Source organism: Streptomyces sp. NPDC037288, from assembly GCF_055603265.1.
Map to the genome: position 1 here is coordinate 24,605 of NZ_JBVJVY010000018.1, position 19,897 is coordinate 44,501.

Consider the following 19,897-nt stretch of genomic DNA (forward strand, 5'->3'; position numbering starts at 1 on the left):
CCGGTGTCCTCGCCGCCCGGGAGCAGCCCCACCACCGCCGGCCTCTAGCCCCGGTGCGGGGTTGCGGCGCGCGGGCAGACACCGGAACGCTGGAGCGGACACGCCTCCGGGAGGTCATGTGGCTCCGGGACACGGAACGACACCGTCCGCCGACCCCGGCCGCCGGCGTTTTCTCACCCTGTGCGCCGGTCTGGGCCTCGGCACGGCCGCCGCGTGCACGGCCGCGCCGCCGCATCCGCACGACACGGCCGGCCGGGGCGGGCGGCGGCTGCGACCCGAGGCGGAGCGTGACGCGCCGGGCACCGCCGACTGGCGTCTGGGGCCGGCCGGGCCACCGGACGCCGTGGCCGGCTACACGGACCGGGTGAGCGTGACCCCGGGCGAGGCGTTCGCTCTGCATGTGTCGACGACCGCAGTGTCCTTCCGCGTCTCCGCGTTCCGGGTCGGCTGGTACGGCGGCCGGCGGGCCCGCCGGGTCTGGGCGTCGGAGCGCATACCCGGCCGCGCCCGGCCGGCCCCGCGTGTGCTGCCCGCGACCCGTACCGTGCGCGCCGACTGGCCGCGGACGCTGCCCGTGGACACCTCCGGCTGGCCGGAGGGCGCCTATCTGCTGCGGCTGGAGGCGGACTCCGGCCACCAGAGGTACGTGCCGCTGATCGTCCGCTCCGCCGAGGGCGCGGGCCGCACGGTCCTTGTGCACGCTCCGGCGACCTGGCAGGCGTACAACCGCTGGGGCGGCAGCAGCCTCTACGCCGGCTCCTCCGGGGCGTACGCCACCCGCTCCCTCGCGGTGAGCTTCGACCGGCCCTACGACGGCGTGGGTGCCGAGAAGTTCCTGGTGTACGAGTGGGCGCTGGTGGTGCTGGCCGAGCGGCTGGGCATTCCGCTCGCCTACAGCACGGGCGTCGACGTCCACCGGGATCCCGGGGTGCTGCGGGGCGCGCACGCCGCGGTCTTCCTGGGGCACGACGAGTACTGGACGCCGCGGCAGCGGGCCCATGTGGCCGCTGCCCGCGACGCCGGGACGAACCTCGCCTTCCTCGGCGCGAACACCTGCTTCCGCCGCGTCCGGCTGGAGGCCGGGGAAGCCGCGGACGACCGTACGGTGGTCTGCTACAAGAGCGCCTACCGGGCCGACCCCTGCTACGGTTCGCAGCCGGCCCTGGTGACCACCGACTACCGGCTCCCGCCCGCCGCGGACCCGGAGTCCTCGCTGACCGGCGTGCTCTACGAGGGGTATCCGGTCGACGCGCCCTATGTCGTCCAGGCCGCCGATCACTGGCTGTACGACGGCACCGGCGTACGCTCCGGCGACTCCTTCGCCCATCTCGTCGGCGTCGAGTACGACCGCGTCACCCCCGGCGCCCCCACCCCGGGGCCCCTGGAGATCACCGCGCACTCCCCGCTGGTCTGCGGCGGCCGGCCCAGCCACAGCGACTCGGCGTACTACACGGCGGCCGGCGGCGCGGGCGTGTTCGCGACCGGCACCATGCGCTGGGTGGAGGGCCTGGTGGCCGGGACGGGCATGTTCGGGCGGGACCACGGCATGGACGCCCGTACCCGCGCCTTCGCCACCCGCACCACGGAGAACCTTCTGCGGACCTTCGCGAAGGGGCCCGCGGCGCGGCACGCCCCGCCGCCCCGCCCCAACGCGGCGGCGCTGTACGACGAGGCCTGACCTCAGGGCAGCGGTGTGCCGCCGGTCGCGTTGAGGATCTCGGCGGTGATGTAGCTCGCCTGGGGCGAGGCCAAGTAGACGTAGGCCGGAGCCAGTTCGGCGGGCTGGGCCGGGCGGCCGAGCGGGGCCTGTTTGCCGAACTCCGCCGTGTCCGGCATGGTCGACGGGATCAGGGGCGTCCACACCGGCCCCGGTGCGACCGCGTTGACCCGGATGCCGCGCTCGGCGACCATCTGCGCGAGGCCCTGCGTGAAGGTGACGATCGCGCCCTTGGTCATCGCGTAGTCCAGCAGGTGCGGGCTGGGCCGGTACGCCTGGACGGACGTCGAGTTGATGACGCAGCCGCCGGCCGGGATGTGCGGCAGGGCGAACTTGGTGAGCCAGAACATGCCGTACAGGTTCGTCCGCATGACCCGGTCGAACTGCTCGCTGCTGATCGCCTCGATCCCGTCCGGCTGGGACATCTGGTAGGCGGCGTTGTTCACCAGCACGTCGATGCGCCCGAACTCGTCGACCGCCCGCTCGATCAGCGCCCGGCAGTCGGCCTCCTCGCGGATGTCGCAGGAGACGGCGACCGCCTTGCGCCCGGCCTCCTCCACCAGCCGGGACGTCTCGCGGGCCTCGTCCTCCTCCTCGGCGAGGTGGGTGAACAGCACGTCGGCGCCCTCACGGGCGAAGGCGAGGGCCACCGCCCGGCCGATGCCGGAGTCCCCGCCCGTGATCACGGTCTTACGGCCGTCCAGCCGGCCCGCGCCACGGTAGGACTCCTCGCCGTGGTCGGGCGGCGGGTCCATCGGGCCGGTCCAGCCCGGATGCGGCTGGTGCTGGGAGGGGAAGTCTGGGCGGGCGTGCTGGGTGACCGGGTTCGGCCGGTCACCGCGCTGGTCCGTCACGGTGGCCTCCTGCGTCTCGGGCGGACAGGACCGCGACCGGGTTCCCGGATCACACGGGCCGAAAAGCCCGGTCGGCCGGCCGCGGCCCGCTGGCGCCGATCCGCCGCGCCCCGCTGCCGTCAGTCCGCCGCCGTGTGCCGCCCTCCCGCGCGCATGTGGTCCCTGCGGGCGAGGTTGTAGATCCGCAGGAGGTGCTTGGCCACGGCGCAGGCCGCGCGGTCGGCATGGCACTGACGGCACGTGCGCATGTGCTGCTCGTAGGTGAGGCGCGCGTTCTCCAGCGCGTCGTTGACAGTAGACATGGACATCTCCGGCAGGGCGCCGCCCTGGGACGGCGCCAAAGTTGACTGACTGGTACACCCGGAGACAAGGTCATCATGTTACTTGCGGTACTGGGAAACCGTGCGGTCGGTCACCGCTGTGCGGTGGTGTTCGCGCCGTCCAGCGCCTCCCGGACGATGTCCGCGTGGCCCGCGTGCTGGGCCGTCTCCCGGATCAGATGCAGCAGGATGCGCCGGGCGGACCAGTACCCGGTCTCGGGCGGGGACCAGGGGGTCCTGGGCAGCGGCACGGTCCGGCCCAGGTCCGGCAGAGCCGTGACGGCCTCCTCGATCGCGCGGGTCCCTGCCGCGTACTCCTCCAGCAGCCGCTCACCGTGGTCCGGCGCGCGGCCTCGGCATCGGTCAGGCCGCGCACGGTGATCAACAGCAACGCGCGCTGTTCGGCCAGGGCTTGCAGCAGCTCGGCGTGCTCGCCGGACGGCAGGGACTGGCGGTTCTCCGAAGAAGTGACCATGGTCCGACCCTAGAGAGCACTTAGGTCAGATCGTGTCCTCTGTGCCGTGCCGGGGACGTGCCGCGGGACCGGCCGGCCGCGACGAACACGCTGTGCGGCCAGGCCGACGCCGTCTCGCCGGTGTCCCCCGACGGCTTCGCCGAGCTGCCATGCGGTGGCCGGGGACCGGGCCTGGTGCCTGGGCGGTGGCACCGACCTGGAGGCACGTCCCGTGGCCGCGGCAGACATGCTCGCCTGAGCCACCGGAAACGGCATCGACGCGTCGCCGCACGCGTGGTTACGATCGACGGCGGCATCGCGTGCCGGTCACCAGCCGGGTGAGGCATGGAGGTGCCAGGACATGCCCTGGAGGCATTCCTTGTCGGTCGAGTTGAACCACACCATCGTCCATGCCCGGGACAACCGGGAGTCCGCCGAGTTCTTCGCCGAGCTGCTCGGTCTTGAGATCACCGGGGAATGGGGCCCGTTCGTCGCGGTGGCCCTGAGCAACGGAGTCACCCTGGACTTCGCCACCATTCCGGCGGACCGGATCACGTCACAGCACTACGCGTTCCTGGTCTCCGAGGAGGAGTTCGACGCGGCGTACGCGCGCATCGCCGAGCGCGGCATCGAGCACTACGCCGATCCGCACCGGCGGCAGCCCGGCACGATCAACCACAACGACGGCGGTCGCGGCGTGTACTTCATGGATCCGGCGGGCCACGCGATGGAGCTGATCACCGTCCCCTACGGCGGCTGGCCGGCCTGACCCGCGGAGCACCGGGAGCCGTTGGTGCCGGTCCAGAACCGGCCTGATGAGCTCCTGAAACAGCCTCAGTGAGCTTGGCCGGCTACTCGCCCGGCGCCAGGACGCCGGCCACGATCCGCGCCGCGTCCGCGACGAGCGCGTCGTCCGCCGGTGCGTCCTGGGCAGGCTTGGCCGACAGCACCGTCAGCAGCAGCGGTGTCCTCCGGGTCGTCCAGGCCACGCCGATGTCGTTGGCGCTCCCGTGGTCGCCCGTGCCGGTCTTGTCCGCCAGGACCCAGTCGCGCGGCAGTCCGGCGCGGAACCGCGCGGCGCTGGTGGTGTTGCCCTTCAGCCAGCCGACGAGCCGTTCCCGGTCGGCGCGGGCGAGTGCCCGGCCCAGGGTGAGCCGCTCGAAGCTGCGGCCGAGGGCCTGCGGGGTGGTGGTGTCGCGCAAGTCCCCGGGGATCGCACTGCCCAGGTCCGTCTCCCACCGGTCGAGCCGGCTCACCCGGTCGTCGAGCGAGCGGAAGAAGCGGGTGAGTCCGGCGGGTCCGCCGATCTCGCGCAGCAGCAGGTTGCCGGCCGCGTTGTCGCTGTACTGGATCGCCGCCGCGCACAGGTCCGCCACCGTCATGCCGGTGTCCACGTGCTCCTGGGTGCGCGGCGAGTTGGGCAGGATGTCGTGCGGCGGATAGTGGATCACCTTGTCCAGCGGCGCGCACCCGCCGTGGTCGCGCAGCACCGCCGCCGCGGCGAACGCCTTGAACGTCGAACACATCGCGAACCGCTCCCCCGCCCGGTGCGCCACGGTCCGGCCGGTGCGGAGATTGCGGGCGTACACACCGAGCCGGGCGCCGTGCCGCTGCTCCAGCTCAGTCAACTCGGCTTCCGCACCGCGTTGTTCACGGTCGGCGGCCGCCGAGGCGGCGGGTGCGGAGACCGCGCCGGCCGCGGCGGCAGAGGCGGCGAGCGCGACGCCCGCCCTGAACAGACCGCGGCGGGCCATGGGGTGGGGGCCGGGGCCCTGGGGGCCGGGGCGGTGGGAGCTGGTCATGGGCACAGTCCTCCTGGTCGTCCGTGACGGGAGTCGTGGATCTTCGACGGGGCCAGCGAAACATTCGGACTCGCCTCATGTCCAAGAGGGAACTTTGAACCCTCCATGTCTTATTGGTATGAGTGCAGCATGGATCTCCTGGCGCACCTCGAGGCGTACGTCGCGACGGCCGACGAAGCGAGCTTCTCCCGGGCGGCCGACCGGCTCGGTATCGCCCAGCCGCTGCTCAGCCGCCGTATCAAGACGCTGGAGGAACACTTCGGCGGCCTGTTGTTCGACCGTGCGCGGCGGCAGATCACGACCACGGAGCTGGGGGTGCTGCTGCTGCCGTACGCGCGCGACGTGCTGGACCGGGCCCAGCGGCTGCGGCAGGTCGCCGGTGCGGCAGAGCGGACGCGGATGCGAGCCGTCGGGGTGCCCGCGAACTGTGCCCCGGCGGCGCTGGCACGCGCGATCCGCGCCGGCGCCGAGCGCGGAATCACCCTCGGCATGCGTGAACTGCCGCCAGGGGAAAGGGTTTCCGGGCTCGCCGACGGCTCGCTCGGCTACGCGCTGGTGCGAGTTCCTCCGGAGCGGGGCGCGTTCCGGGTGCCGCTGGGCCTTGCGTCGGCGCCCGAGGCAGCGGACGGCGAGCGGCTCCCGGCGTACGACCGCTCGCTGCGCGCGGTCCACCTGGACGACCTGCGGCCCCGCCGCCGTACCGCCGGATTCCCCGCGCCCCTGCCGGTGTTGACCCTGCCGGAGGATCACCTGCCCGCTTGCGAGGACCGTCTGGAGCGTGCCGTGGCCCGGGCCGGGCTGCCCCCGGGCCGGTTCCGGCCGGCCGGGTCCGCGGCCACCGCACTCGCCGAGACCCTGGCCGGTCGGGCGCTGCTGCTGTGCGCCGAACCGTTCGCCCGGCAGCACGGGGCCCGGTGGGCGCCGCTGGGCGACGGGTCGCTGCACCGGGGGTACGACGTGGGCGCCGCCCCGGACCGGGCCGGCGCGGCGCAAGCACCGGACTGGCTGGTGCCCCTGCTGGCGTCGGCCGTGGGAGCCGTCGCCCCCGGTCCCGGCACGCCGGGCCCCGGCGCCGAGAACGCCCCCGCTCGGCTGGCGGCACGCGGATGAGCGCGGCGGCGGTGCACCACCCGGTGTACGTCGGCGACTACGGCGCCCTCCTGGACGTCGCCGAGGCGATCGCCGCGGACTGGTCGGCCCTCGGCGTGCGCGGCTCGTTCCTCGCCCGGAACCTCGACACGGGCGAACAACTCGGCTTCGACGTCGAGGAGATGATGCCGCTCGCGTCGGTGGCGAAGGTCCCGCTCGCCCTCGTCGTGCTGGACCGGATCGCGGCCGGGGACCTCGATCCGGCGCACCCGGTGACGGTCGACCCGGCACGCAGCAGCGTGGGTCCCACCGGGCTCGCCGCGTTCCGGTACCCGGCGAGCGTGGCCGTCGGCGACCTCGTCCTGCAGATGCTGTCGGTGAGCGACAACGCGGCGGCGGACGCCCTGCTCGATCTGGTGCCGGTGGCGGACGTGGACGCCCGGCTGCGTGACTGGGGGTGCGGGGACCTCCGGATGCGGCACCGGATGAACCACATGTACGAGTGCGCCGCCGGTGCGGCGGGGAACGATTTCTCCCTCGCACTGGAGTTGGCCGTGCGGGACGAGCGGGCGGGCCGGCACACCATCGAGACCCTGGATCCGGCGTACGCGAACGTGGGGTCGGCCGCGGCGTTGGTGGGGCTGTTGCGGCGGGTGTGGTGCGACGAGATCTCCGTGCCCGCGGCGACCGCGGAGTTGCGGCGACTGATGGGTCTGCAGGTCTTCACGCACCGGCTGGCGAGCGAGTTGCGGGCGGACACGTTGCGGTGGAGCGGGAAGACGGGGACGTTTCTGCATCTGCGGCACGAGATCGGTGTGGTCGAGTCCGAGTCGGGGGACCGGGTGGCCGTGGCTGCGCTGACCCACGTGGGGCGCTGCGCCGGACTTGCGGCGGATGGCGACCTTGCGATCGGGAGTGCGGGGCGGGAGGCGTTCGAGGTGTTGCGTCGGTGAAGGGGCGTTCGCGTCGGCGCCGTGCAGGTGTGCGTGGTCAGGCGGCGGGTGCGACGTGGTGGCGCGCGCGGTTCCCCGCGCCCCTTTCAGGGCGCTGTTCCCGGTCGGCGTCGTGGAGTGCCGCCTCGCCCGGCTTCGCGGACCCGGCCGGCGGCTGCACGCGTGGGCGGCTCATCGGGCGGGTGCTACCAGGCCCGTCTCGTAGGCGGTGATCACCAGCTGTACGCGGTCACGGGCGCCGAGTTGTCTCGACGACCTCGTTCGCCGTCAGCCAGGGCATCCTGTCCGGCCGGCACATCGGCCTGTCGATCGGCTACCCGGGGGTGCTGCGGGCCGTCACCGCCTCCGCCCTGCTCGCGCCGGTGTCCGCGCTCATGGCATGGGTTTCGGCGCGGTGATCCGGCACGGCGCGACCACGCTGGTCACCACCGCCGGGGTCCTGCTCCTGCTGCCCGACGTCTTCAACGACAGCCGGCGCGTCGGCGCCGACATCTCCCACGCGCTGCCCCGCAACGCCTGGGAGAACCTCGTCACCGTAAGCCATCCCTTCGGCCAGGGGCCCTACCCCCAGACGATCGCCGGTTCATGGATCACCTACGCCGTCTGGCCGCTCGTCGCGGTGTGCCTGACGCTGGTCCTCGTCCACCACCGCGACGTGTGAAGACCGTCCGAAGGTGCGGTCGACGGCTTGGCTCACGGCGCCATCCCGATCACCCTGCGCGGCGACGGGGCGGGCGGCCCGGCCGCGGTCTGCGGCGGGGCCACCCGCTGAAAGTGCCGGTCAGACAGGCTTCGCCGCCGTGACCGCGGTCGCGGTGACGGTGTTGTCGCACTCGGCGAACTCTCCGTCGTTCAGCGCGACCTGGTGCGCGCCGGCGCCGGGCAGGCCGACCACGAGCGTCGGGTAGACGGCGGGCTTCGCGCCGGACTTGCAGTAGCCGTCGGCCTCGCCCTGGACCTGGTGGAAGGTCAGCTTCACCCATGCCTTGCCGCCCGGCGCGACGCGCACGGCCGACGCGGTGCCCGTGGGGGTCACCTTCAGCGGGCTGTTGTGCCCGGGGGAACCGTTGCCCGCGCCGGCCACCGTCGGGTGGCCCTGCAGGACGCACGCATGTGCGGAGACGTTGGTGAACTCGACTATCGCCGCGCCCGTACCGGTACCGTCCGGACGGTCGGCCGCCTGGTAGGCGGTCGCCTTCACGGCCGACACCGTGCACGACGGCGCCGTGGCGGCCGTGGTGTGGGCCGCGGGAGAGACCGGGGCAGCCGAAGCGGCCGACGCGCCGCCGCCGGAGGTTCCCGGGGCCGAGGTGGCCGCGGGGCTGTGGCTCGCGGTGGTGGGGGCGGAGGGGGAGGAAGCGGAGGGGGCTACGGAGGCCGGGGTCGGGGAGGACGTCCTGGCCGTTCCGTCGCCGCCTCCCGGCCCGCACGCCGTGAGCGACAGCGCGGCAGCGATCGCGGCCGTCGCCGATGCGGCAAGGCGGATGGTGTTGCGGTGGTCCATGAGGTCCCCCGATTCCGGTGTACGTGTCCGACCGGCTCTCTGCCGGTACGCACCGGGGGAGACAGAGCCGTGAGGCCCCGGGTTTCCGCTGTGGATCGGCTGTGACCGTTGTGGATCATCTGTGACAGTTCCGTGAGGGGCGAAGGGGAAAGACCCCCCTCTGCGGAAGCCCCCGGCGAACGACAAGGGCGTCCGGCCCGACCTGTACAGGCCGGGCCGGACGCCCTCGAAGCGATGCTCAGACCAGGTCGAACCGGTCCAGGTTCATGACCTTGTCCCACGCGGCGACGAAGTCCTTGACGAACTTCTCCTTCGCGTCGTCGCTCGCGTAGACCTCGGCGAGCGCGCGCAGCTCGGAGTTGGAGCCGAAGACCAGGTCGGCGCGGCTGCCGGCCCACCTCAGCTCGCCGGTGACGGCGTCGCGGCCCTCGAACGTGGTCTGGTCCTCGGAGGTCGACTTCCAGACCGTGCCCATGTCGAGCAGGTTGACGAAGAAGTCGTTGGTGAGGACACCGGGCGTCTTCGTGAGGACACCGAGCTGGGACTGCTGGTGGTTGGCGCCCAGGACGCGCAGACCACCGACGAGCACCGTCAGCTCGGGCGCGCTCAGGGTCAGCAGGTTCGCCTTGTCGACCAGCAGGTACTCGGCCGGCAGGCGGTTGCCCTTGCCGAGGTAGTTGCGGAAGCCGTCCGCGGTCGGCTCCAGTGCCTCGAAGGACTCGGCGTCGGTGTGCTCCTCGGTCGCGTCCACCCGGCCCGCCGTGAAGGGCACGCGGACCTCGAACCCGCCCTCCTTGGCGGCCTTCTCGACCGCGGCGACACCGCCGAGGACGATCAGGTCGGCCAGAGAGACCTTCTTGGCGCCGGAGGAGGCGTTGAAGTCCTGCTGGATGCCCTCCAGGGTGCGCAGCACCTGGGCCAGCTCGTCGGGCTCGTTGACCTCCCAGCCGCGCTGCGGGGCCAGGCGGATACGGGCGCCGTTGGCGCCGCCGCGCTTGTCGCTGCCCCGGAAGGTGGAGGCGGACGCCCAGGCCGTGGTGACCAGCTGGGCCACGGACAGGCCCGAGTCGAGCAGCTTGGTCTTCAGGGCCGCGACGTCGGCGTCGTCGATCAGCTCGCCCTCGCGCGCCGGCAGCGGGTCCTGCCAGATCAGCGTCTCCGCCGGGACCTCGGGGCCGAGGTACAGCGACTTCGGACCCATGTCACGGTGCGTGAGCTTGTACCAGGCACGGGCGAAGGCGTCCGCGAACTCCTGCGGGTTCTCGTGGAACCGGCGGGAGATCGGCTCGTAGATCGGGTCGAAGCGCAGCGAGAGGTCGGTGGTGAGCATCGTGGGGAGGCGCTTCTTCGACGGGTCCTGCGGGTCCGGGACGATCGCCTCGGCGTCCTTGGCCACCCACTGCTTGGCGCCGGCCGGGGACTCGGTCAGCTCCCACTCGTAGCCGAAGAGGATGTCGAAGAAGCCGTTGTCCCACTGGGTCGGCGTGGCGGTCCAGGTGACCTCCAGGCCGGAGGTGATGGCGTCCGCGCCCTTGCCGGTGCCGTGGGTGCTCTTCCAGCCGAGCCCCTGCTCCTCGAAGCCGGCGGCCTCGGGGTCGGCGCCGACCGCGTCGGCGGGGCCGGCGCCGTGGGTCTTGCCGAAGGTGTGGCCGCCCGCGATCAGCGCGACGGTCTCCTCGTCGTTCATCGCCATGCGGCGGAAGGTCTCACGGATGTCGCGGGCCGCGGCCAGCGGGTCCGGGTTGCCGTTGGGGCCCTCGGGGTTGACGTAGATCAGGCCCATCTGGACGGCGCCGAGCGGGTTCTCCAGCTCGCGGTCGCCGGTGTAGCGCTTGTCGTCCAGCCAGGTCGTCTCCGGACCCCAGTAGACGTCCTCCTCCGCCTCCCAGACGTCCGCGCGGCCGCCGCCGAAGCCGAAGGTCGTGAAGCCCATGGACTCCAGGGCCACGTTGCCGGCGAGGACCATCAGGTCGGCCCAGGAGATCTTCTGGCCGTACTTCTTCTTCACCGGCCACAGCAGACGGCGGGCCTTGTCCAGGTTGGCGTTGTCCGGCCAGCTGTTCAGCGGCGCGAAGCGCTGCTGGCCGGCGCCGGCGCCGCCCCGGCCGTCGCTGATGCGGTACGTGCCCGCGCTGTGCCAGGCCATGCGGATGATCAGCGGGCCGTAGTGGCCGAAGTCGGCCGGCCACCAGTCCTGCGAGGTGGTGAGCACCTCGGCGATGTCCCGCTTCAGGGCCGGAAGGTCCACGCTCTGGAACGCCTCGGCGTAGTCGAACTCCTCACCGAGCGGGTTCGTCACCGGCGGGTTCTTGGCCAGGATCTTCAGGTTGAGCCGCTCCGGCCACCACTGGCGGTTGCCACCGCCCTGGGTCGGGTGCAGGGCCCGGTCATGGGCGACGGGGCAGCCGCCGCTCGCCCCCTCCGCCTTCGCGTCTGTGACGATCGCGTCGTGGTTCTCAGTCATGGCAATCCTTCCGAACTGTGCGGAACTCGGTGCTCAGGAACTGCGGCCGGTGGAACAGTCGGGGCAGGTGCCCCAGTAGACGACCTCGGCCTCGTCGATGGCGAAGCCGCGGTGGTCGGAGGCGGTCAGACAGGGCGCGTCGCCGACCGCGCAGTCGACGTCGGCGACGGCACCGCAGGACCGGCACACGATGTGGTGGTGGTTGTCGCCCACGCGTCCCTCGTACCGGGCCGGGTGACCGGCCGGCTCGATACGGCGGACCAGACCCGCCGCGGTGAGGGCGTGCAGGGCCTCGTAGACGGCTTGCAGGGAGATGTGGCCCACGCGGTCGCGCACCCCGGAGGCGATCGCCTCGACGCCGAGGTGGTCGCCCGCCCGGACGGTCTCCAGCAGCGCGACGCGGGCTGCCGTCACGCGCAGGCCGGCACCGCGGAGCTCCTCGGCGGTGGTCGGGGGCGGGGAGGCGGTCATGAGGGCGAACCTACCCTCATAAACACGAAGGGTTCAAGAAAACGAATGATGCAATTTTGGTCGCGTCCCGTCGCCTGCCGGCCGTCTCCGCGTCCACCCCGGCTCCCGCTCCCGCGCCCGCCCGAGCGTTTGCGTCCCCGTTTGCCTGCGCATGACTCCGCCAGCAGCAGGCGTCCGCCGTCGGGTGGCTGTGCCCGGCGTGGCCGGCGCGAGCGATCCGGTGCACGGTCGCGGGGCGGGTCAGGGGGCGGGCCGGGGAATGGGTGCGGGCCGGGGAATGGGTGCGGGGCCGGGCCAGGGGACGGGCTGGGGGACGGGCCGAGGGATGCGTCGGAGGACGTGTCGGGGCATGGGTCGGGGGCATGCCCGCATCATGTGGCCCCGGACAGACGCCGGTGGCGCGGCAAGCCGGACGATCCTCCCAACGGGTGAGCGAGGGCGCGCACGGGGGCCGGGAAGATACGCGAGGTACTCCCACGCCGGCGCCCTGTACGACCCCCTGGACGCGACCCCGGTATCAGGACGTGGCCGGTCGACCCGACGGCGTTCAGACGGACGCGGGGTCAGCCGGTGTGCCGCCCGGCGGTACGGGCGTACCGGTATCGGCGGGCCAGGGCGTGGAAGGCCTCCTTCGGTTCCCAGTGCCAGCCCGAGGCGGGGTCGTCCGGGTGGTCCTTGAGGGTCTTGGTGAGGGCGTAGCTCGCCAGGTCGAGGTCGTGGCGCGGGTCGCCCGGGCGGTGCGGGGCGTCAGGGGTCACGAACTCGAAGGCCATGGCCGCGTACAGGTCCATCGAGGAGAAGGCGTCGAGCAGCTGCATCAGGTAGGCCGCCTGGGTCCGCTCGCTGCGGACCAGGTCGCCCTTGATCTCCGGGGGCTTCTTGTCGTGGTCGACGACGTCCCGGCCCATGCCTTCGGTCTGGGGCGCCCCGACGTAGGCGCAGGTGCCGAACTCGGTGATGGCCAGCGGTTTGCCCCAGCGCAGATAGCGGCTCAACTCCCTTATGTGGTCGGCCTGGTGAGGAAAGTACGCGTAGTAGTCGATGCCCACGATGTCGAAGAGGCGCCAGTCGACCTTGTCGTCCTGCGCGGCGGCGTAACTCAGCCGGCCGTGGAAGACGGACCGTCCGACCGCGGCCGCCTTCGCCGTGAACCGGTCCAGACGGCGCTGCATCGCGACGGGGTCCACCGTGCCGTCGAGCAGGTTCCGGATGCGTTCGAAGACGGTGTCCCCGGGGACGATCCCGGGCACGAACAGCCAGAACTCGCAGGCCACACTGAGATCCACGGCCGCGCCGTGCCGCCGCAGCCGCTCCGCGAACCGGGCGGCCTCGGCGAGGTGTTCCAGGATGTCCCGTTCCGGGACGTCACCGAGGGTCGGCTGGAGCCAGACACGCAGTCCCCGTTCGGCCGCCTCGGCGGCGGTGGCCGTAAGCCGTTCCACCCCGTCACCCGTCACGTCGACGGTGTCGGCGTGCAACTCGTCGCGGATGACCCGGATGTCCTCCCGCATCCGCGCCGCGTTGAAGGCCGTACCCGGCGTCTCCCCCGCACCCACCGTGTACACCACCCCGTGGTGGCGCAGTCCGCGGTGCGGCGCCTGACGCGGTCCGCCCTGCGCGGCGCCGGCCTGTGCCGACGGCAGCACGGCCGCGGCCAGGCCCGCGGACGCCATGCCGGCCAGGAACCGTGCGCGCTTGATTCCCTTGCTCCTCTGCATACGGTCACCCTGCCGGGCCCGGCCGCACCGGCACCGTCCGCCGACGGTCTACGGCGAGGGACCGAAGGGTGACCAATGGGCGCCGAAGGGTGGGGGCCGGCGTCAGAAGTCGTACCGGTAGCCATTCCTCCACCCCGCCCCACACGGATAGTCCCCCCCATATGCCACATAAAGCCCCCAGAGTGCGGAACTCGGGCTTCCACCTGGAGGGATCGTCGAGAGGGACGCTGGTGGACCTGGACGCCGTCGCCGACGAGTTGTACGGGCTGCGGCCGGAGGACTTCGTCGCCGCCCGCGATCGTCGCGCCCTGGACGCCCGCAAGGCCGGTGACCAGGCCCTCGCCAAGGAGATCGGCGCGTTGCGGCGGCCGAGCCTGGGAGCCTGGGTCAGCAATCTGCTCGTACGCCGGCAGCGGGAGGAGGTCGAACCCCTGCTGGCCCTCGGCGAGGAACTGCGCCGGGCCCATCGTGAACTGGACGGTCCGCAGCTGCGCAAGCTCGCCCGCCGGCAGAGCGAGGTGATCGGCGCGCTCGGGCGGCAGGCCCGCCGGCTGGCGGCGCAGGCCGGGCGTCCGGTGGGCGAGGGCGTCCAGCGGGAGGTCGAGGAGACCCTGCACGCCGTGCTCGCCGATCAGGAGGCCGCCCGGGAGTGGGCGGCGGGGCGGCTCGTGAAGCCCCTCAGCTCCACGTTCGGTTTTCCGGAGACCGACGAGGGGGTCCTCGAACGCCGTCCCGCCGCCCCACCGGCGACCAGAGCGAAGCAGCGCGCCGAGGAGGAGGGAGCCGGCGGACGCGGGGCGGGAAGGCAGCACGCCGAGGGCGAAGGGGCCGGCGGACGCGGGGCGGTGGGCAGGAAGCGCGGCAGGGCGGAGGAGCGCGAGGACGAGCTGGCACGCCGGCGCCGTCTCGACGAGGCCCGCAGGGCCGCCCGCGACGCCGAGGGGGACCTGCGGGCCCGCGAGGCGGAGGCCCGGACCGCCGAACGGGAGGCGGACGAGGCCGGCGACCGGGTGGCCGAGGCGGAGCAGCGCGTACGCGAGCTGCGCGCGGCGCTGCGCGACGCGGAGGAGGAGCAGCGGCAGGCGCGTACGGACGAGCAGGCGGCACGCGACCGGGCTCGGCAGGCCGACCGCACCCTACGGCAGGCCCGGCGGCACGCCGAGACGACCGCGGCCCAGGCGGAACGACTGGCCGGCGCCCGGGAGGACCGCGCGTCCCCGGGTCGCGGGAACCGGCTGGTCACCAGGTAGCCCGGGACGGACGTGCAGGGTCTCACATCGCGTGGCACATGCGGCTTGGATCTCTCCGGCCCCTCGGCCGCGCGTCAGCCTGAGATGCGGCCTTCGATGCCGTCCAGGAGGAAGTCGAGGCCGGTACGGAAGGTTTGGTCGGCGTCCAGGTGGGGGCCATCGCGTACGACCGACGCCAGTGCGGGGAATCGACCCGTCGCGAAGGTCCGCTCCAGATAAGGCCCGAAGGCGGCCTGCCACTGCTTCTTGTCCATCCCGGTGGCACGCTCGGCGCGCCGCTCCGTGATCTCCCGGCGCACCGCGCCGATCACGTACGCATCGACCGCGGCAACCACCGGCACGACGGTGTCCAGGTCGACGCCGTCCATCGCTGCCAGCACAGCCTCACCCCTGGCCAGCGCGTGCGGCCCGAGCCGGGGTCGCCCACCGATCAGGTCGGCGAACCATTCGTGCCGGTGAACGGCCTGCCGGGTGGTCTCGGCAAGGGAGCGCAGCACCTCTCGCCAACCGTCTCCGGCCGGCCGGATCTCGGCGTGGACCGCATCGACCATCAGGTCGAGCAACTCCTCCTTGGTGGCGATGTAGCCGTACAGCCGCATCGGCCCCGCGCCCAGCGCGGCGGCGACCTTGCGCAGCGACACCGCCTCCAGGCCGTCCGCGTCGGCCAGCCGGATCGCCGCCCGTACGATCCGCTCCCGGCTCAGCGGGGCCGACACCGGTCGATCCGGCGGCTCCGGCCGCTCCCACACCAACATGCCGCCGACAATACATCGCCTGGGCGATACGGCGTATTGACTGATACGGCGAATCGCCGGGCGGTCAGGGCGGCATGCGTGCCCGGTACGGCTACCACCACTCCCGGGGGAGGCGGTTCAGCCCCAGACGGGCTTCTCGTGGTTCTCCGGTTCGTCCGTGAGGAACGCGTCCAGGGACCTTGCCCAGCTGAGTGTGCGCTCGGTGACCATGTCCTTGTTGTGCGTGTCGTTCATCTGGACCTTGGACTCCGTGTACCACACCTCGACGACCACGTTGTGGCGTCGGAAGTAGACGGAGGTGCTGTTGTACCGGTCTCCGTTCGTGAGGTCCTCGTCCTCGACCGTCTTCTTCGCTTCTTCCGCGATGTCGTCCACCTTGCTGGTCGTGAGGGCGACGTCGATGGTGGTGCGGCCGGGTTTGATGGCGGCCATGGCGTCCTTCGCGCCTGCCGCGTTCCCGTACAGCTGTGCGGTGATGATCACCGAGAACCTGTTCCACTTCACGCTGTCGGCGCTGCCCCACCCGCAGTTCGCGTGCTTGCTGTTGTTGGTGCCGTCCAGCCCCGGTTCATCGCGCCCGGGCCGCAGTTCGTCGCGGCCCCGCATCTCGTTGCGCTGCACGTACCCACAGAAGTCCGGCATCCGCAGGTACTGGGCGGCCCGGGTGGCGCTGACGCTCGGCCGCGGGCCGGCCGCGCTCCGGTCGTGGTCGCCGGAGAAGTAGGCGAGGGCGGCCACTGTCGTCAGCGCGAGTGCCACCAATACGCCCGCGCAGAACTGCACTCCTCTGTGCGCGGCCCATCGGCGTGCAGGCACCTGGGGTTTCAGCGGCCCGGCGTTCGCGTTGCCGGCCGTGTCGGGAGACGGCGGACCCGGAGGGCCGAGCTTGCGGGTCGACGCAGGCGGCGGAACGGGCTCGGTCTCGGCCTCGTCGGCGGTCGCTTCCGTACGGAGGCCGGCCAGGCGTTGCTGTACCGCCGTCGCTGTGGCGGGACGATCGTCGGGGTCGCGCTGGAGGAGGTCGCTCAGCAGCCGGGCAACCGGTGCGGGGACGCCGGGACGCAGCGTGGTCACCCGCGGGGCCTGTTCGTCGAGCTTGCGGCGGATCACCGACAACGCGGTGCCGTTGCCGAACGGGGGCTGCCCGGTCAGCAGGGCGAACAGGACGCTGCCCAGGGCGTAGAGGTCGGAACGCTCGTCGCCGCGCTGGTCCAGGAACTGCTCCGGCGCTCCGTACTGGGCGGTCCCCACCGGGGACAGCGCGGCCGTCGGTGCGACGGTGAAGGTGTGGGTGTGAGTGAAGCCCGCGATACCGAAGTCCACGACCTTGACGGAGCCGCCGGCGGTGAGCATGACGTTGGACGGCTTGATGTCGTAGTGGACGACGTTCGCCTGGTGCGCGGCGACGAGGGCGGCGCAGATCTCCTGGGTGATCTCCAGGGCCCGGTCCAGGTCCAGGGGGCCGTGCCGGTGAAGGTAGTCAGCCAGAGAGGCGCCCGCCACGTGCTCCATGACGAGGTAGCGCAGGTGACCGTGGGTGCCGCGGTCGTAGAGGGCGACGATGTGGGGGTGGTTGATCTGGGCCGCGGCCACCGCCTCGCGCTCGAAGCGCCGGACCAGTTCAGGCTGGCCGTGGTCGTCGCTGTGCAGGAGCTTGACGGCGACGTTGCGATGAAGCTCGCGATCACGCCCGGCCCAGACCTCGCCCATGCCTCCGCGGCCGAGCAGTTCGGTCAGTTCGTACCGGCCCGCGATCAGGGCACCCCGCTCCACCCGCCACCCCCCGTGACCCGTCCATGCCGAAGAATGCGGCGTGACGGATCACGCTGACATCCCACAGACGGTTCCCGCAACCTCACCGGGCTTCCTCAGTGACTCCAATGGCAACCGGAACAGGTTCCCGGCCTTGCCGGACTTGGCCGGCGCGTTGCCAAGACGAGGGGACGGCTCGTGAAGGCCGCTGACCTCAAGACGGCTTGACCGATCGTCACCGGGCTCACGCCGGCGGCGGCCCGCTCGTCCCCACACGACGAGTCCAACTCCGCCTCTCCGCGCTCCAGTTCCGGGCGTCCTGGCGTACGGCCGTCAGGCCGGCACCATTCTCTCCGTCGTCGGTTACGACGAGGGTGTCGGGCGGGGGCCTGTCCGGCGCGGAGGTGGCGGGGCCGGTCCGGCGGGTGCCGGCCGGGGCGGCCCCGGCTGGCCGACCGCCTGTGCGGTGGCAACCGTCCACCTGCGCTGTCTGCCGCAAGTTGCCGTAGGGTGCGCGGAGTTGGTGAACGGAGGTCACCGCCGTTGTGTGCCCACCCGGTGGCCTTGAGGGATGCGGTCCTGGTTCGCCCGGTGGGCCGAGGGGCCGATCAAGGCGCTGTGCGGGGCTCACTCGTACGGGTGCACCCGGTCCGGACGTCCGTGGCATCGGGGAGGGGTCCGTCGTTCGGCAGCGAGTGTGATGTTTGCCATGTGACGTGATGGACCAGGGGTGAACGGGCAAGATACCCCTTCATGCCCCACGCCAATCCTCTGCGGCAGGTGATTCGATGACCACGGCGACGACCCGGGCGTTCCGGACGACGCCGCCCGCCCGTACCGGCGAGACGACCGCCAGGGACTCCCCGGCCACCGCCATGCCCTCACTGCCGTCCCTGACGGGACTTCGGTGGATGGCGGCGCTCCTGGTGTTCGGACTGCACGTGAACAACTTCGGCTACTTCGGAGGCACCGGTGGCCGCCTCGTGACCTGGGCATTCGGCGCCGGTGCCACCGGGGTGTCCTTCTTCTTCGTACTGTCCGGCTTCGTACTGACCTGGTCGGCGCGGCCCCGCGACCGCACGCTCGCCTTCTGGCGGCGGCGCATCGCGCGCATCTACCCGGTGCATCTGGTCACCCTGGCCGTCGCCTTCGTCATGGCGTACTCGCTGGCGCACCAGCCGAGGCCGACGCCGAAGCAGGCCCTGTCCAACCTGTTGCTGCTCCACTCCTGGTGGCACCCCTGGTGGCAGACTCTGAACCCGGTCAGCTGGTCCCTTGCCTGCGAGGCGTTCTTCTACGCCTCCTTCCCGCTGCTGTTCCTGCTGCTGCGCCGGCTCGGTGCGCGCGGTTCGGCCGCGCTGGGGGCACTGTCGGTGGTGGCCGTCATCGTGCTGGCCTGGGCGGACGCCCACCACTGGTGGACGTACGCGCTGTACTCGTTCCCCGCGGCCCGGCTGCCGGAGTTCGTCCTCGGCGCGGTGACCGCGCGGCTGGTGCTGCTCGGCCGGTGGCGCGGGCCCGGCCTCGAGGCGTCACTCGCCCTCGCGATCATCGGCTACTTCCTCGTCCCGCAGGTCACGCCCGGCTACTCCGCCACCGTGTGCACCATCGTCGGGTTCACGCTGCTCATCCCGGCCGCGGCGGTCGCGGATGTCCAGGGGCTGCCCTCGCTGTGGCGGCGCCGGCGGCTGGTGCGGCTCGGTGAACTGTCCTTCGCCTTCTACATGATCCATCTGCTGGTGCTGCGCGCCGGCACCCAGTTGCTCGGTACGAAGCCGCACTTCGGGCTGCTCGCCGGACTGGCCGTCACCTCGGTCGCGTTCTCCGTGTCGCTCGGACTGTCCTGGGTCCTCTACGAGGCGGTGGAATGCCCGGCGAGACGTCTGCTGCTGCGCCGGCGCCGCCGCCCCGCGCCCCAGCCGGAGCGGGTGGAGGCACGTGGCGAGGCGCCGGCCGCGGCACGGGACTGAGCAGGGTCCGTGGGCTGGCGAAGACGCCTGGGAGGGCGCGGTGAAAAAGCGGCTTCGGCTCGGCCGCGGAAGGCCGGTTGAGGCTGCGCCCTGACGTCCGGACGGCCTGCCGACCGACCCCGGGGAGCGGCCCCGGCCTCCCCTCCGCCCCGCTCGCGCCCTGCGATGTCCTCGGGCCCAGCCCCCTGGCCTGATTGTCCGGGCCGGGGGCGGCGTGCGGTTCCACCGCGGTGACGCCTTCGGGCTGACCGCGGGCGCCACGGCCGAGCTGACTGGCCCGTACGACCTGGTCTACGACTCCGGCTGCCTTCACCCTCTGCCACCGCACCCCGCGTCAGCCGTCTCGCGCTGCGGGAACGTGTGCCGGCGCCCGGCAGGCACTTCGCTCCCACCTGCCCCGCCGCGGGCCGGATGGGATCCGAACTCCCCGACGCGCCCTTCCACCGCGAGCCCGGCCTGCGCGGCGGGCTCGCCTACCCCCCGGGGCACTACGCCGGGTCTTCTCCGGACTGGAGGAGATCGCACTGCGCGCCAAGCGGCGGCAACCGGCGGACTCCGCGCTGTTCGGGGAGGAGTTCCTGTGGACGGCCCTCCTCCGCCGTCCCGCTCGGCCGGTCCCGCGCCCCGCCTGGAGTTCCCGGCCGGATCGCACGCACGGGTGACGTCGGCAACAGCCCGGAGAGTCCGGCGAGATTCGGGGTAGTCGGCCCACCGACACCGGCCCGGTGGCATCCGCCGCCGGGCCGGGACCGCTTGACGCCTCTGAGGAGCTGCATCGACGTGCGCGGGCAGTCCGCAGGCTGAGTGACCTCCACATCAAGGGA

At 72.6% G+C, this 19,897-nt stretch carries 17 protein-coding genes and 1 pseudogene; 8 read left to right on the forward strand and 10 right to left on the reverse strand.

Annotated elements, in window-relative coordinates; translation table 11 throughout:
• Nucleotides 1-118: 118 nt before the first annotated feature.
• On the forward strand, nucleotides 119-1,678 hold the full coding sequence (locus tag ACZ7GZ_RS21030; RefSeq protein ID WP_471026220.1) for a N,N-dimethylformamidase beta subunit family domain-containing protein: 1,560 nt from the start codon (nucleotides 119-121) through the stop codon (nucleotides 1,676-1,678).
• A 2-nt stretch (nucleotides 1,679-1,680) separates the two neighbouring features.
• On the opposite strand, the gene ACZ7GZ_RS21035 is transcribed toward ACZ7GZ_RS21030, so the two are convergent.
• From ACZ7GZ_RS21035 to ACZ7GZ_RS21045, 3 genes are all read right to left on the reverse strand, one after another.
• Nucleotides 1,681-2,571 (reverse strand): SDR family oxidoreductase, encoded by an 891-nt coding sequence (locus tag ACZ7GZ_RS21035; RefSeq protein WP_471026222.1) that lies wholly within the window; start codon nucleotides 2,569-2,571, stop codon nucleotides 1,681-1,683.
• A 119-nt stretch (nucleotides 2,572-2,690) separates the two neighbouring features.
• Nucleotides 2,691-2,873 carry a hypothetical protein gene (locus ACZ7GZ_RS21040; RefSeq protein WP_471026224.1) on the reverse strand — a complete coding sequence of 61 codons (183 nt, stop codon included), beginning with the start codon at nucleotides 2,871-2,873 and terminating at the stop codon, nucleotides 2,691-2,693.
• Between the two features lie 110 nt (nucleotides 2,874-2,983).
• Nucleotides 2,984-3,217 carry a mycothiol transferase gene (locus ACZ7GZ_RS21045; protein ID WP_471026405.1) on the reverse strand — a complete coding sequence of 78 codons (234 nt, stop codon included), beginning with the start codon at nucleotides 3,215-3,217 and terminating at the stop codon, nucleotides 2,984-2,986.
• A gap of 507 nt (nucleotides 3,218-3,724) precedes the next feature.
• Here ACZ7GZ_RS21045 and ACZ7GZ_RS21050 point away from each other — a divergent pair.
• Nucleotides 3,725-4,114 carry a VOC family protein gene (locus ACZ7GZ_RS21050; RefSeq protein WP_471026407.1) on the forward strand — a complete coding sequence of 130 codons (390 nt, stop codon included), beginning with the start codon at nucleotides 3,725-3,727 and terminating at the stop codon, nucleotides 4,112-4,114.
• Between the two features lie 82 nt (nucleotides 4,115-4,196).
• Here ACZ7GZ_RS21050 and bla read toward each other — a convergent pair whose 3' ends face one another.
• Entirely contained in the window at nucleotides 4,197-5,147 is a 951-nt protein-coding gene (gene bla, locus ACZ7GZ_RS21055; RefSeq protein WP_471026226.1) for a class A beta-lactamase, read from the reverse strand.
• A 129-nt stretch (nucleotides 5,148-5,276) separates the two neighbouring features.
• Here bla and ACZ7GZ_RS21060 point away from each other — a divergent pair, with 129 nt between their 5' ends.
• The 3 genes from ACZ7GZ_RS21060 to ACZ7GZ_RS21070 all read left to right on the forward strand — a co-directional run bounded on the left by ACZ7GZ_RS21060 (nucleotide 5,277) and on the right by ACZ7GZ_RS21070 (nucleotide 7,850).
• Complete coding sequence (locus tag ACZ7GZ_RS21060) at nucleotides 5,277-6,257, forward strand: LysR family transcriptional regulator (protein ID WP_471026228.1); 981 nt, start codon at nucleotides 5,277-5,279, stop codon at nucleotides 6,255-6,257.
• On the forward strand, nucleotides 6,254-7,189 hold the full coding sequence (locus ACZ7GZ_RS21065) for a serine hydrolase (RefSeq protein ID WP_471026229.1): 936 nt from the start codon (nucleotides 6,254-6,256) through the stop codon (nucleotides 7,187-7,189). Before ACZ7GZ_RS21060 ends, ACZ7GZ_RS21065 begins: the two co-directional genes overlap by 4 nt.
• 379 nt (nucleotides 7,190-7,568) lie before the next feature.
• Nucleotides 7,569-7,850: a hypothetical protein gene (locus ACZ7GZ_RS21070; protein WP_471026231.1), complete on the forward strand. Its 282-nt coding sequence runs from the start codon at nucleotides 7,569-7,571 to the stop codon at nucleotides 7,848-7,850.
• Nucleotides 7,851-7,970: 120 nt separating this feature from the next.
• Here ACZ7GZ_RS21070 and ACZ7GZ_RS21075 read toward each other — a convergent pair whose 3' ends face one another.
• The 4 genes from ACZ7GZ_RS21075 to ACZ7GZ_RS21090 form a co-directional block, all read right to left on the reverse strand.
• Nucleotides 7,971-8,693, reverse strand: coding sequence for a DUF4232 domain-containing protein (locus ACZ7GZ_RS21075; RefSeq protein WP_471026233.1), 723 nt, complete (start codon nucleotides 8,691-8,693; stop codon nucleotides 7,971-7,973).
• Nucleotides 8,694-8,931: 238 nt separating this feature from the next.
• Nucleotides 8,932-11,157: a catalase/peroxidase HPI gene (gene katG / locus ACZ7GZ_RS21080; protein ID WP_471026236.1), complete on the reverse strand. Its 2,226-nt coding sequence runs from the start codon at nucleotides 11,155-11,157 to the stop codon at nucleotides 8,932-8,934.
• 33 nt (nucleotides 11,158-11,190) lie between these two features.
• Entirely contained in the window at nucleotides 11,191-11,628 is a 438-nt protein-coding gene (locus ACZ7GZ_RS21085) for a Fur family transcriptional regulator (RefSeq protein WP_471026237.1), read from the reverse strand.
• A gap of 563 nt (nucleotides 11,629-12,191) precedes the next feature.
• Entirely contained in the window at nucleotides 12,192-13,346 is a 1,155-nt protein-coding gene (locus ACZ7GZ_RS21090) for an abortive phage infection protein (protein WP_471026238.1), read from the reverse strand.
• 230 nt (nucleotides 13,347-13,576) lie between these two features.
• On the opposite strand from ACZ7GZ_RS21090, the gene ACZ7GZ_RS21095 reads away from it, so the two are divergent.
• Nucleotides 13,577-14,596 carry a hypothetical protein gene (locus ACZ7GZ_RS21095; protein ID WP_471026240.1) on the forward strand — a complete coding sequence of 340 codons (1,020 nt, stop codon included), beginning with the start codon at nucleotides 13,577-13,579 and terminating at the stop codon, nucleotides 14,594-14,596.
• A gap of 74 nt (nucleotides 14,597-14,670) precedes the next feature.
• Here the strand turns inward: ACZ7GZ_RS21095 and ACZ7GZ_RS21100 are convergent, their stop codons facing one another.
• Entirely contained in the window at nucleotides 14,671-15,351 is a 681-nt protein-coding gene (locus ACZ7GZ_RS21100; protein ID WP_471026242.1) for a TetR/AcrR family transcriptional regulator, read from the reverse strand.
• A gap of 117 nt (nucleotides 15,352-15,468) precedes the next feature.
• The gene (locus ACZ7GZ_RS21105) at nucleotides 15,469-17,124 is read right to left on the reverse strand and encodes a serine/threonine-protein kinase (protein ID WP_471026243.1); all 1,656 of its coding nucleotides are present in this window, start codon (nucleotides 17,122-17,124) and stop codon (nucleotides 15,469-15,471) included.
• A 767-nt stretch (nucleotides 17,125-17,891) separates the two neighbouring features.
• On the opposite strand from ACZ7GZ_RS21105, the gene ACZ7GZ_RS21110 reads away from it, so the two are divergent.
• The gene (locus ACZ7GZ_RS21110) at nucleotides 17,892-19,073 is read left to right on the forward strand and encodes an acyltransferase family protein (protein WP_471026246.1); all 1,182 of its coding nucleotides are present in this window, start codon (nucleotides 17,892-17,894) and stop codon (nucleotides 19,071-19,073) included.
• 202 nt (nucleotides 19,074-19,275) lie between these two features.
• A pseudogene (locus tag ACZ7GZ_RS21115) lies at nucleotides 19,276-19,735 on the forward strand (SAM-dependent methyltransferase); the annotation flags it as partial.
• Between the last annotated feature and the right edge of the window lie 162 nt (nucleotides 19,736-19,897).

Coding starts and splice junctions, on each gene's coding strand:
- bla (WP_471026226.1), bottom strand. CDS start 5,147: ATGACCAGCTCCCACCGCCCCGGCCCCCAGGGCCCCGGCCCCCACCCC.
- ACZ7GZ_RS21040 (WP_471026224.1), bottom strand. CDS start 2,873: ATGTCTACTGTCAACGACGCGCTGGAGAACGCGCGCCTCACCTACGAG.
- ACZ7GZ_RS21110 (WP_471026246.1), top strand. CDS start 17,892: ATGACCACGGCGACGACCCGGGCGTTCCGGACGACGCCGCCCGCCCGT.
- ACZ7GZ_RS21085 (WP_471026237.1), bottom strand. CDS start 11,628: ATGACCGCCTCCCCGCCCCCGACCACCGCCGAGGAGCTCCGCGGTGCC.
- ACZ7GZ_RS21065 (WP_471026229.1), top strand. CDS start 6,254: ATGAGCGCGGCGGCGGTGCACCACCCGGTGTACGTCGGCGACTACGGC.
- katG (WP_471026236.1), bottom strand. CDS start 11,157: ATGACTGAGAACCACGACGCGATCGTCACAGACGCGAAGGCGGAGGGG.
- ACZ7GZ_RS21090 (WP_471026238.1), bottom strand. CDS start 13,346: ATGCAGAGGAGCAAGGGAATCAAGCGCGCACGGTTCCTGGCCGGCATG.
- ACZ7GZ_RS21060 (WP_471026228.1), top strand. CDS start 5,277: ATGGATCTCCTGGCGCACCTCGAGGCGTACGTCGCGACGGCCGACGAA.
- ACZ7GZ_RS21075 (WP_471026233.1), bottom strand. CDS start 8,693: ATGGACCACCGCAACACCATCCGCCTTGCCGCATCGGCGACGGCCGCG.
- ACZ7GZ_RS21070 (WP_471026231.1), top strand. CDS start 7,569: ATGGGTTTCGGCGCGGTGATCCGGCACGGCGCGACCACGCTGGTCACC.
- ACZ7GZ_RS21100 (WP_471026242.1), bottom strand. CDS start 15,351: ATGTTGGTGTGGGAGCGGCCGGAGCCGCCGGATCGACCGGTGTCGGCC.